General features: G+C 64.5%; 7 protein-coding genes and 4 pseudogenes. 9 read left to right on the top strand and 2 right to left on the bottom strand.

Translation table 11 applies throughout. The features are described from left to right. Positions 1–44: 44 nt before the first annotated feature. The 5 genes and pseudogenes from NX02_RS23905 (at position 45) to NX02_RS31795 (ending at position 3889) form a co-directional block, all read left to right on the top strand. Positions 45–1484 carry a DUF1593 domain-containing protein gene (locus NX02_RS23905; RefSeq protein ID WP_025294684.1) on the top strand — a complete coding sequence of 480 codons (1440 nt, stop codon included), beginning with the start codon at positions 45–47 and terminating at the stop codon, positions 1482–1484. A 39-nt stretch (positions 1485–1523) separates the two neighbouring features. Next, positions 1524–1946 (top strand): IS66 family insertion sequence element accessory protein TnpB, encoded by a 423-nt coding sequence (gene tnpB, locus NX02_RS23900; protein ID WP_245648689.1) that lies wholly within the window; start codon positions 1524–1526, stop codon positions 1944–1946. Positions 1947–1994: 48 nt separating this feature from the next. Further along, positions 1995–3350 (top strand): annotated as a pseudogene (gene tnpC / locus NX02_RS23895) (IS66 family transposase); the annotation flags it as partial. Continuing rightward, positions 3348–3614 (top strand): IS110 family transposase, encoded by a 267-nt coding sequence (locus tag NX02_RS33730; RefSeq protein ID WP_245648897.1) that lies wholly within the window; start codon positions 3348–3350, stop codon positions 3612–3614. The pseudogene tnpC and the gene NX02_RS33730, both read left to right, overlap by 3 nt. Beyond that, a complete protein-coding gene (locus tag NX02_RS31795; RefSeq protein WP_025294681.1) occupies positions 3599–3889 on the top strand; it encodes a hypothetical protein in 291 nt (96 codons plus the stop codon). The genes NX02_RS33730 and NX02_RS31795 overlap by 16 nt, the downstream gene beginning before the upstream one ends. A gap of 94 nt (positions 3890–3983) precedes the next feature. Here the strand turns inward: NX02_RS31795 and NX02_RS33725 are convergent. After that, a pseudogene (locus NX02_RS33725) lies at positions 3984–4139 on the bottom strand (IS256 family transposase); the annotation flags it as partial. Here NX02_RS33725 and NX02_RS32810 point away from each other — a divergent pair. Next, the gene (locus NX02_RS32810; protein WP_158014169.1) at positions 4072–4230 is read left to right on the top strand and encodes a hypothetical protein; all 159 of its coding nucleotides are present in this window, start codon (positions 4072–4074) and stop codon (positions 4228–4230) included. The pseudogene NX02_RS33725 and the gene NX02_RS32810 overlap by 68 nt on opposite strands. 68 nt (positions 4231–4298) lie before the next feature. Here NX02_RS32810 and NX02_RS23885 read toward each other — a convergent pair. Further along, positions 4299–5591, bottom strand: a pseudogene (locus NX02_RS23885) (transposase); the annotation flags it as partial. Between the two features lie 63 nt (positions 5592–5654). Here NX02_RS23885 and NX02_RS23880 point away from each other — a divergent pair. The 3 genes and pseudogenes from NX02_RS23880 to NX02_RS23865 form a co-directional block, all read left to right on the top strand. Continuing rightward, positions 5655–6113 (top strand): annotated as a pseudogene (locus NX02_RS23880) (transposase); the annotation flags it as partial. A 476-nt stretch (positions 6114–6589) separates the two neighbouring features. Continuing rightward, complete coding sequence (locus NX02_RS23870) at positions 6590–8626, top strand: glycosyltransferase (RefSeq protein ID WP_158014168.1); 2037 nt, start codon at positions 6590–6592, stop codon at positions 8624–8626. After that, positions 8623–11700 (top strand): glycosyltransferase, encoded by a 3078-nt coding sequence (locus NX02_RS23865; RefSeq protein WP_084718057.1) that lies wholly within the window; start codon positions 8623–8625, stop codon positions 11698–11700. Before NX02_RS23870 ends, NX02_RS23865 begins: the two co-directional genes overlap by 4 nt. Positions 11701–11720: the final 20 nt, after the last annotated feature.

Here is an 11720-nt window from a genome sequence, read left to right as displayed (position 1 = left end):
ACGAAATCGATCTGCCCCGGGCGGCGAAGAGGGGATATCTGCCGATGCGCCTTCACACCCAATGGCTCCGCACCGCGGCGGCCGCCGCCGCGCTCGCATCGCTGGCATTCGCGCCCTTCGCGGCCACCGGCCAGTCCGAGTCCCGCGCCAGGCCGCGCCTGTTCGTCCTCTCCGACATCGGCGGCGATCCCGACGACAAGCAGTCGATGGTGCGGCTGATGACCTATGCCAACCAGATCGACATCGAGGGGCTGGTCGCCACGCGCCACCGCGACGGCGTCCATCCCGAACTGATCGAGAAGGTGGTCGCCGCCTATGGCGAGGTGCGCGACAATCTGGAACGGCACGAACCCGGCTTCCCCGCCGCCGCCACGCTCCGCGCCGGCATTTCGCAGGGGCCGGTGATCGACGGCATGGCGGGGATCGGCGAAGGCAAGGATTCGCCGGGGTCGGAGGCGCTGATCCGCGCGGTCGACCGCGCCGATGCGCGACCGCTGTGGGTGAGCGTGTGGGGCGGCCCCGGCGTGCTGGGGCAGGCGCTGTGGACGGTCCGCAAAACGCGCTCGAAGGCAGCGCTGGCGGCGTTCGTCGCCAAGCTGCGCGTCTATGCGATCTCCGATCAGGACGATAGCGGGCCTTGGATCCGCCGCGAATTCCCGGGCCTGTTCTACATCGTCAGCCCCGGGGTGAGCTTCCACGATTCGACGTGGATCGGCATCAGCGGCGACAGGTTCCACGGTCGCTTCGACGGCGCGGACTTCGCACTGGTCAGCAATGAATGGATCAACCGGAACATCCGCAACAAGGGCGTGCTGGGCGCCGAATATCCCAACTGGATCTACCAGATGGAGGGCGACACACCCGCCTTCCTCAACCTGGTCGACAATGGCCTGAGCGATCCCGCGCACCCCGAATGGGGTGGCTGGGGCGGCCGTTACGAGCTTTACACGCCGAAGACGGAGAAGTGGTTCCTCGCCCCCGAGACGCGGCCGATCTGGACCAATGTGCAGGATGAGGTGCTGGGCCGCGACGGCGAATGGCACACTTCCAACCATGCGACGGTCTGGCGCTGGCGGCCCGCCGTCCAGAATGATTTCGCGGCGCGGATGGACTGGACGGTGAAGCCCTATGCCGAGGCCAACCACCCGCCGGTGCCGAAGCTCGACCATCCCGCCTTCATCACCGCCAAACCCGGCGCGCGCGTCGACCTCGGCGCCACCGCCTCGACCGACCCGGATGGCGACGCGCTTTCCTACGAATGGTTCGCCTATGAGGAGGCGGGCACGCGCGGCATGATGAACGCGGTCAGCGGCGTTCGGCTGGACATCAACAATGCCGACCAGCCCAAGGCCTGGCTGACGGTCAAGACCAATCGCGTCGCCCCGCCCGGCACCGGCACGATGCACATCATCCTGGCGGTGACCGACCACGGCACGCCGCGGCTGACGCGCTACAGGCGGGTGGTCATCGACGTGGTGGAGTGAGGGGCAAACGGCGCTTCGTGACGAAAGCAGAATGCTCTCATGGTCCTGTGCACGAGGGAGGATGAGCATTTTCCCATCGGCATCGCCGGCGGCGATCACGGCGGCGCTGAAGGCATTGCGGTGATCCCGTCGAGCGCGCGGGTGCGGATCGCAATGGGCCACACGGACATGAGGAAGGGGATGCAAGGCCTGGCTCTGCTGGTCCAGCAAGGCCTGAAGCGTGATCCGCATGGCGGCGATCTTTACGTGTTCCGGGGTCGCGCCGGTTCGCTGGTGAAGATCGTCTGGCACGACGGGATCGGCATGTCGCTGTATGCGAAGCGGCTGGAGAAGGGCCGGTTCGTGTGGCCATCGGCGAAAGACGGGATCGTGTCGCTGACCGCCTCTCAGCTTGCCTGCCTGCTCGACGGGATCGACTGGCGTAACCCGCAGTATGGCTGGCGTCCGCAGAGTGCCGGATAGGGCATTTTCCGCTTCAACCGGGCGGCGATCTGTGATTCCATCACGACCATGGATGCGGCTGTTTCGCCCTTTCCGGACGACGTCGATGCGCTGAAGGCGCTGCTCGCTGCTGCCCTGGAGCGCGCCGATGAGGCGGAAGCACGCGCCGCCAACGCCGTGGCCCGTGAGAGCGCGATCGAGGCGATGATCGCGCACCTCAAGCTGCAGATCCCGAAGCTCAAGCGCGAGCAGTATGGCCCCAGCGCCGAGCGCAGCGGCCGCCTGCTCGATCAGATGGAGCTGGAACTCGCGGATCTCGAGGCCGACGCCAGCGAGGATGATCTGGCGGCCGAGGCCGCCGCCAGCAAGGCGACCAGCGTCACCGCGTTCGAGCGCAGGCGTCCGGTCAGGAAGCCGTTCCCCGAGCATCTTCTGCGCGAGCGCGTCGTCATTCCCGCACCATGCACCTGCCCGGCCTGCGGCAGCACGCGGTTGTCGAAGCTCGGCGAGGATGTCACCGAGACGCTCGAGGTGATCCCGCGCTCGTGGAAGGTCATCCAGACCGTGCGGGAGAAGGTGTCCTGCCGGGATTGCGAGACGATCTCCCAGCCGCCGGCGCCGTTCCACGTCGTACCGCGTGGATGGGCGGGGCCGAGTTTCCTCGCCATGCTGCTGTTCGAGAAGTATGGCCAGCACCAGCCGCTCAACCGCCAGGCCGAGCGATTCGCCCGCGAAGGCGTGCCACTCAGCATATCGACGCTTGCCGACCAGGTCGGCGCCGCTGCCTTCGCGCTGATGCCGCTCTACCGGCTGATCGAGGCCTATATCCTTGCGGCCGAGCGGCTGCATGGCGATGACACGACCGTGCCAGTCATGGCGAAGAGTAAGACCGATATCGCCCGGCTCTGGGTCTACGTCCGCGACGACAGGCCGTTCGCCGGAGCCGATCCGCCGGCAGCACTGTTCCACTATTCACGCGACCGGCGCGGCGAGCATCCGCAAGCGCATCTTGCGTCGTGGTCGGGCACTCTGCAGGCCGACGCCTATGGCGGTTACGGCGAACTCTATCGTGAAGGCCGCGTGCCGGGCCCGATCATCGAGGCCGGCTGCTTCGCCCACGCGCGGCGCAAGTTTTTCGAACTCGCCGATGTCGAAGGCGCGGCCCGCAAGAAGGGACGCGGCAAGATCTACCCGATCGCGCTCGAAGCCGTGCAACGGATCGACGCCCTGTTCGATATCGAGCGCGCCATCACCGGAAAGACCGCCGCCGAGCGTCTTGCCGCACGTCAGGAACTGAGCGTGCCGCTGATGACTGAGCTGCATTCCTGGCTCGTTGCCCAGCGCGCGAAGCTGTCGCGCAACCATGATCTCGCCAGAGCCATCAACTACATGCTGCGCCGCTGGGACGCATTCACTCGCTTCGTGGCGGCGATCGGCGACATTAATCGCTTCTCGAGCCCGCAAAAGCTGGTGAGCTACTGCGGCCTTAACCCGCGGGTACGCCAGTCAGGTCTCGGTGCGGCTCACCAGTGGCGGATCAGCAAGGTCGGCCGCAGTCACGCTAGGGCAATGCTGGTCGAAGCGGCATGGGCAGCCGCAAAGACGCCTGGGCCGCTACACGCCTTCTTTGCGCGTATCCGGCCAAGCGTGGCCATCAGGTGGCGGCTGTCGCCTTGGCTCGCAAGCTGACGGTGCTGTGCTGGCATCTGCTGACCAAGCAGACTGACTATCGCTGGGCGCGCCCAGCCCTGGTAGCCAACAAACGACGGACAATGGAACTCAAGGCCGGAAAACTGCAGAAGATGGGCAACAAGCCTGGCCCGGCCCATGCCTACAACATCAAGGCGTTGCGCGATCAGGATATGAAAATCGCCCGCCACGCCGAGCAGGCCTATGAGAAATTCGTCGCCCAGTGGGAGACAAGGCCAAAGGTGCGCGGACGTTCCAAACCGGCAGGACTGTGACATAGCGGCCTGACGGAACTCGCAGCCGGGGTTCCGCTCTTCGCCACGGATTCGCTCGCGCGACACCTGCATAACGCAATTTCTTGAGGTAGGTCTTGTCCATCTCATCCGTCGAGTGCAGCTTGGCGCGATGCTGCGGCGAGAAAGTCATATAGGCGAGCACGTCCTGCTCGGTGTCATCCATGAAGGTGGCGAGCTTGAGAACGGTGGGCCGCAGTTGGTCGGCGACCTTGCGCCACTGGACGCTGGCGGTTTCGGCGGTCTCCAAGCTGTTCAACGCGACCTGGCAACGCTGCCGCATGGGGCTGTTGAACAACCTTTTTCAGGCGGTGGCGCAATAGCCGGTTGGGCCCGGAGTGTCATTGCTGGCGACACGCCAGACCGTTTATGCGGGCGCCGCAAGGCCGGTGAACAGCGCCGTGGCAAGCCGCTTCAAGTTTATTGCCGCAGCGGTGAGATAGGCTTGGATCTGCATGTTGCCGAGGCCGCGACGGACGGCGCGGGCGAGTCCATGCCAGCTTTTTGCTTCGCCATGAGCGCCCTCAACGCGCCAGCGATGGCGGCGATAAAGATCGATGTCGTGTTCGGATCAGTTGAGCCGACGACGGCGTGCCCGGAGCAGCGCCGGATAATCGTTGCCGAGCACTACGGCCTTGTCGGAGCGCCCACCCGACAAGCACAGCGCGGCCATGTCGCATCGCCGGCAATCCCTCGCCCGCGACGTGAAGAAGCGACCATGCTTCACCGCGCGGCCGGCCTTGAGGATTTTGCCGCGCGGGCACTTCAGGACGTCGTGCTTGGCGTCGTAGCGGAAGCGCCGCATCGGCACCTTTGAGCGGATCGGCTCCGCCTTGGGCGGAATAACGGCGTCAGTCCGGCGCCGTTCGAGCGCGCCGTAGACCTTGGCGTAGGCATATCCGGCGTCGGCGGTCGCAATCGCTACGTGCGTGCGCGTCAACGTCTCGATCCGTTCGATCGCGGGGACCAGCTCCGAACCCTCATTCGTCTCGCCCGTGGTCACCGCAATATCGACGATCACGCCGGCGACGTCGCAGACCGAGGTATGTTGCTTGTAGGAGGGCTCCAGCCGTTGGCTGCGACCGCTCGTCGACATCGTCGCGTCGGGGTCCGTCGTGCAGATCTTCTTGTATTTTCCCGTCTGCTTGGCGTCGCGCTCCTGTTCATCGAGGGGCGCATTCTCCTGACCCACCTTGTCTACCCAACGTGTCGCGAGCGCCTCCCAACTGACGTCGGCACGGACAAGCGAGGCGTCGATGTGAACGACCTCGCCCTTCGCGATCCCCGCACCGACGCAGGCGGCTACCGTGCGCTCGAAGATGCGGCGGAAGCGCGCCTCACCCCACCGCTGGCGGATGCGCGTCAGCGAAGAATGGTCGGGCAACCGCTCGGTCAGACCGAAGCCGCAGAACCAGCGGATCGCGACGTTGACTGCCGCCTCGCGCATGAGCCGGCGATCATGGACGAGGCCGAGCAGGAAGCCGGCCAGCATTAGTCGCACTGCAGTCTCAGGCTCGATGCCAGGCCGGCCATTGTGCGAACAATAGAGGCTCGCAACCTCGTCGCGCAGCCAGGCCAAGTCGAGCACGCGGGCGACCCGCGCCAGCATATGCTCGTCAGGGATTAGATCACGGAGACTGCCGGCGAAAAACTCGAACTGCTCAGCCTTCCGCTCGCCCAGCATCGATCGCCTCCAGCACCGCTGACGAGCATCGAATCACGAACAGCCGCCTTTTTCAACAGCCCCCGCATCCACTTTGCCCGCAATGCCTTGGCCCATGCCGGCAAGAGCGGACGCCTTGTCGTTGCAGCCTTCATCGCTACCACCTTAGCCCAGGAAGCCGCTGACGCCGCCAAGGTCCAGTGGCGCAAGGTCGCCGATCAGCTCAGGCCGACAGCCCCCAAGCTCACCACCTTCATGGATACAGCCGAGGAAGACATGCTGGCCTATATGAGCTTCCCGCCACAGCATCGAACCAAGCTGCACAGCACGAATCCGCTCGAACGCGTCAACGGCGGAATCAAGCGCCGCACCGAGGTCGTCGGCATTTTCCCGAACGAAGACGCCATCACCCGCCTCGCCGGTGCTAGCCTGCTCGAACAAAATGACGAATGGGCCGTCCAGCGCGCACGGTACATGACGCTGGAAAGCGTCTCGCAATTGAGCGATGATCAACTTGTTACCCTGCCTCCCATGGCAGCTTGACCAATCCGGCCTTAGCCGAAGATTGATGGGGCTATGCCGCCGACCCTACACCACTCAATGGGACACGATCGCGCCGTTCGTGAGCGCGCAGCCGGTCAGCTTCGCTACCGACGATCTACACCACCACCCGGGGACACGATCTTGCGCTTGCGCGGAATCCGACGCGGATCCCGTGCGCCTTCAGTCTTGCCGTAGGCTCGCCCTGCCGAATCTGTTGCTAACAAGTCGGTTGTTGAGATTGGAATTGTGTGGCAATCGCTCGAACTCAAGCTGGCAAACCAGCATTTTCAAAGGGGTTAAGACAATCTGTAGATCGCGACACGTATCTGTCGGGTGAATTCCAATTTTGCAATATATCGACATAGAAGTGAAGTTGATGAACTGGCTGTGGGTTTTGAAAAATGACTGAGCGTATGATCTTCGATATACGTCGGTTACAAAAAGATGCCGCGTATCATAGTCCGATTGATAGGATTATGATCGCGATCATCAACAATATTCCCGCTTCTGTATTGGCTGAGCGGACGGTGCAGCTCTACGCTGATCCTGTGCGGCCGGTGCCCCCGGCATTCGCCGATTTACGTATCGACATTGTCCGCTACGCGCCGTTTCGCCGCGAAGCAGTGCTTGTCGTCGAACCGGCGGGGGCCGTGGCCGATGTCAGCCTGCGCGACATGGTGCAGCCCGCAATCCGCGGTATGATGCGGGTTTTGACAGTTATAGATCGAGGAACTGTCGCACACGGCGACGGGGAGGGCATCAGCCAGCTGCTGGAATTGCGCATGCATCAGGCGGTAGGCGGGGACGAGGGGGAGAGCGGTCACGTCGTAACAGTGGCCGTTCCCGTCGCCGTGGATGAGAGCCTGCGCGCGCCCTGCAATACGCTGGACCAGGCCTCGCTCGAGGTGCTTTTTGCCGGTGGCCAGCCGGTACTGGCAGTTGATGGCGCGCTGGCGATGGACAAGGACATCATGCGCGCGGTCCTCGGGCTGACGCGACGCAATCCCGCACGCATTCTGGTCTGCGGCGAAAGTGCCGCGGTCGGTGCGCCCGAAGTTTACGTGCTGCGTCCCGGTCCAGCCCTGCTTGGGCGGATCGCCGCCCGGTCGCTGGCGGTGTTGGTTCCCGCCGCCGGCGGATCGCAGGCACTGTCGATGCCCGAAGTGCTGGGGCTCGGCGGGCGCTGCGTGGCTGTGGGGCAGACGCTTCAGGTCCACGATCTGGGTGAACTGGCAGCGCTCCCGGCCGGGGCCACAGCGCTGTCGTCCGCGCCGGATTATGCCGTATTATGGGATCAGGTGCTGACCGCCGCGCCATCAGCGCCGGTGGCTCCCGTGCCTGAGCGGCCCAGGATTGCGCTGGTCACGCCGATCTTCCCGCAGAAGGGCGGCCCCCCGCACTCCTCGCTCGATCTTGCGCTAGCGCTGACGCGAATCGCGCAGCTCGATATCTGGACCGATGGCGACATGCTGCCCGCGCACCGCGCCCGCATGAACGCGGTGTATCGACTGGACGCGACGTTCGAGGCGGATCGTTACGACGGGATCGTCTATGTCCTCGGCAATCATCCGATGTACCTGAAGATCTTCGACATGATGCGTGAGCATGGTGGGACACTGATCCTACATGACGCGCACATGGTCGATTTCCTCAACCATCGTTATGGACGCAAGCGGCTCGGCGTGCTCCTTTCGCAGGAGCATGGCGCGCCGATCGATGCATCCGACCCCGGGCAGGTCATCGCCAAACTGGCCGAATATGGCCGACCGTTCCTACGCGAGATTGTGCGGCACGCAAACCCGACGATCGTGCACAGCCCGACCTCGGCGGCGGTGCTTCACAACCTGTACGGGATCGATGCGAATTATTTTCCGGTAGCCATGCCCTATCCATTCGAGCGACCAGAACTGACCCCGGAAGCCCGCCTGCAGGCCAAGCTGGCGCTAGGTATCGCGGCCTCGCGCCCTTGCATCGCATCCTTCGGCGAAGTGCACATGATGAAGGGCGCCAAGCAGTGCCTGTTCGTGATGAAGGAACTGCTCGACTGGGGCATCGACTTCCAGTTCCTGTTCGTGGGCCCGGTCGACAAGTCACTGGGCAACGAACTGCGCGAGCGGATCGATCAGTACGGCCTGCAGGACCATGTCGTCATTAAGGGGCCGGTTTCCGAAGCCGACTATATCCAGCACCTGAAGGCCGTCGATATCGTGCTGCAAATCCGGCAGATCCCCTTCGGCCAGGTGTCCGGCGCACTCCTCGATGCGGTATCGGCGGGGATGCACGGCGTCGCGTCCGAGAACCTCGCGCGGTCGATCGAGGCGCCGCCGCTGGTGCGGCGGGTCAACGACAAGGCTTCGCCCACGATCTATGCCGAGCAGCTGGCCGAGATGATCGCCGCGAAAAGCTATGAGGACCGGCCCGGACCCGGGTGGGAGGATTTTACCGTCAAGCACGATTTCGCCCGCTATGCCCGCAATCTGCTGTCAATGCTGTTCGGCAAGCGGGACGGATGATGAACGACGTGACTTCCGCCAGCCTCGCGCAGGCGTTGATCAGTGACAAGTTCCTGATCAACTTCAACAACCTCGTGTCCAATCCGATGCGCACGGGTATCCAGCGCGTCTGTTACGAGTTCAGCACGCGCTGGCCGTACATCGACGATACCATCGCCTTCGTGGAACTGGGTATGGATCGGATCGGGATCCTCGATCCCGACTTCTTCGAAAGCGTGCGCCAGCTGTTTGAGGACAATGACGACGTGCTGCGTGCCCTCTCGAGCGAATTCGCGGATCTCGGCATCGACCCCAGCCCAGGCTGGATCGGGCTGCTGTCCGCCCGGAACCGCATCATCTGCGAGATCTCCGTCGAACAGGCGCTGGAATGCTGTCGGGCAGTCATCTCTCTGGAAGAGTCGCTCAACCTCGAATTCTTCAGTCTTGCGGCGGCGACGCGGCCAGAAAAGATTTTCAATTTATGCCACGATTTTCTGTCGTGGACCCATTCGGAGTTCTTCTCCACCGACTGGCGGGTTGCCGACAATATCAGTCTGTCGCTGGCGAACCGGCGCAAGTATACACATAACATCTTCACATCGACCACCACGCGCGACGTCTTCGTCAACCGCATCAATCGCGGTGACAGGCGTCCTTATCGCGTGATCGCACCGGGCGCCGACGGACTGGGGCGCACTTATCGTAAGACCGCGCCAGGTTCTTTCGAATTCCTCGTCGTCGGCACGCTGGAACCGCGCAAGCAGTCGCTGCATATCCTGCGCGCGTTCGAGCGACTGCAGGCGCGGGGCCACGATGCGCGCCTGTGCTTCGCGGGCCGCATGGGCTGGCTGGAGCCTTCCGACAAGGCGGAACTGGAAGCCGCTTTCGAGCGCTATTCGTGGCTGCGCTGGGTGGACAGCCCGGCGGACGACGAGCTGCGCGATCTCATGATGCACTGCCGCGCCTCTATCTACATGTCGGTGGCCGAGGGCTTTGGATCGCCGCCGGTGGAAAGCCTGGCGCTGGGCGTGCCGTGCATCGTCACCGCCGACCTGCCCAGCATCCTCGACCTCGCGCCCGGGGGCCAGTTGCGCGTTGAGGCGCGTGACGGCCAGGGGCTGGAGGATGCGGTGCGTCGCCTGCTCGACGATGACGCCGTGCTGGCGCTCCAAGCCGAGATCGAGACGCTGGAGCTGCCGACCTGGCAGTCCTTCGTCGACGGCATCGCGGCGCTCGTCACCGAGAAGGTGGGTGCTCCGGAGCGATCGGGCGCGGCCACAAGCTATCGCGCCCGCCTCGGCATTCTCGCCTCGCTGTCGCTGTTGCGGCAGTTCGACCGGGAGGAACTAGTAGAGCATCTCGTTTCGTCGGCGATCCCCGGGATCGGCGAGGACGAGATGACCCAATGGCTGGTCAGGGCGGAACGGGCGGACTGGTCCAATACCGAGGTCGCCTTGAACCTCATGGCCGCTTTCCCCGAAGCCCTGCCGGCGCGCCTCGTCAACGATGCTGTCACCGGCAATCTGGAGACGACCGCCTATATTCCGCCGAGCTTCGCGAAGGAATGGCGCGCCCGGTTCCGCAGGCTCCTGCAGATCCCGGCTTATCCCGCCTTTCATGAAGCCATCTACACTGACCTGCTATTCCGTAATCCGGGGCCAGGCGAAGTAGACGCGTGCATGCCTTTCGACGAGCGCGTGACGCTGCGCACGACGTACCTGCGGGGTGCCATCAACAGCGAGGAGTATCGCGCACGCCTGGAGGCGGGTCTGCGCCGCAGGTTCCCGACGGGCTATGCGGACAAAATTTCGCTGCCCACAATCGATTGGAAGCTGCGCGTGATCGAGCAGCTCGATTCCGAAGCTGCGGTGGACAGGGCATTGCTGATCGACGAGGATGACGAATTCCTCGACGCCGCTAGCCTCGACCTGACCGGGCAGGTGCCCTCGCGTGAAGGACGGGCAAGACTCCAGGCGCTGCTCAAGGGACGGCATGGCCGTGAACGCGCGCTGCTGCGCCTGTTGCTTTCCGAGGCGGGACTGCGCCGGGTGAAGGATCCGCAGGCGCACCTGGAACTGATCCGCACGTTCGCGTTGCGTGCAGGGCTGGCAATGCGGCAATGCGCGGATGAGCGCACGATCGCCGGCAAGGTCAATGCCGTGGTGGCGCTTCCGGGCGCCGGTCTGGCTGCGGGCGCGGCGGCGTTCCTGGGCCGCGAAGCGACGCCGACGGAACTGCTTCTTGCCGACTTCGGGCAGAAGCCGGCATCGGTAAAGCCCGGCGGCGCGGACCTGCTGGCTGCCCGGCTGGTGCTTTATGCGACGTTGCGCGGGGAAATCGTGCTGTCGCCTGCCTTTGTGGGCTGGGCGGCGGAACGTCTAGCGGGATCGCCGGATTCGGACCGGAGCGATGCCGGGCAGGGGCGTCTCACGTCTTCGCCCGAAACCGCCTTCGCCGTGCGGTTTGGTCGGGATCCCGACGTGCGGGAAGCTGCCGTGCTCACCGCGGCGGGCGCGCAGGGGCTGGACCTTGCCGATATCGTCGATGCGGTTCGGATCGCAGCGCTGCGGGCCGATCAGGTGCGCGACATCCTGCCCGAGCTGGCGCATTTCGCGCAGGACCACGTGCGCTTCGTCGAACGCTTCGGACCGCTTGATGGGCTGTCCGATGCCCTGCTGTCAGCCGCCCCGGAACAGCGCCGCAAAGCATGGCGCCGGTCCACGCCGCAGACGGCGCCGAACGCGCAGCATGTTGCGCCGCCACCGGTGCTGCAGGCGTTCGGCCATACGCCGCGCTCCGAAGGCGATATCCTGACCGTCGACCAGTTGATGGCGCTCGACGGCGAGGATTTCGTGCGCATGGCCTATCGTAAGCTACTGCTGCGCGAGGCCGACGAAGGCGGGGTGCAGACTTACTTGAAGGCGCTGGGTGCCGGACGCAGCAAAGCGGCGATCATCTATAGCCTGAGCCTCAGTGCAGAGGGCAGGGCCGCCGATGCCAACCTCGTCGGGCTTGACGGGTTGGTGTCCCGTCAGCGCGCGATGCGGCGCTGGCCGGTACGCAAGATGCTTCAGATGGCGGGCGTCCCGCTCTGATTTTTCCCTTGGATCAAAAA

The organism is Sphingomonas sanxanigenens DSM 19645 = NX02 (assembly GCF_000512205.2).
Classification (GTDB): domain Bacteria; phylum Pseudomonadota; class Alphaproteobacteria; order Sphingomonadales; family Sphingomonadaceae; genus Sphingomonas_D; species Sphingomonas_D sanxanigenens.
Note: the sequence above shows the minus strand (reverse complement) of the source record. Positions and strands in the feature narration are given on the sequence as shown.

Bases quoted from the DNA above. Each gene is read 5' to 3' on its own strand.
- NX02_RS23905 (WP_025294684.1), top strand. From the start codon at position 45: ATGCGCCTTCACACCCAATGGCTCCGCACCGCGGCGGCCGCCGCCGCG.
- tnpB (WP_245648689.1), top strand. From the start codon at position 1,524: ATGGTCCTGTGCACGAGGGAGGATGAGCATTTTCCCATCGGCATCGCC.
- NX02_RS32810 (WP_158014169.1), top strand. From the start codon at position 4,072: ATGAAGGTGGCGAGCTTGAGAACGGTGGGCCGCAGTTGGTCGGCGACC.
- NX02_RS23870 (WP_158014168.1), top strand. From the start codon at position 6,590: ATGATCGCGATCATCAACAATATTCCCGCTTCTGTATTGGCTGAGCGG.
- NX02_RS23865 (WP_084718057.1), top strand. From the start codon at position 8,623: ATGATGAACGACGTGACTTCCGCCAGCCTCGCGCAGGCGTTGATCAGT.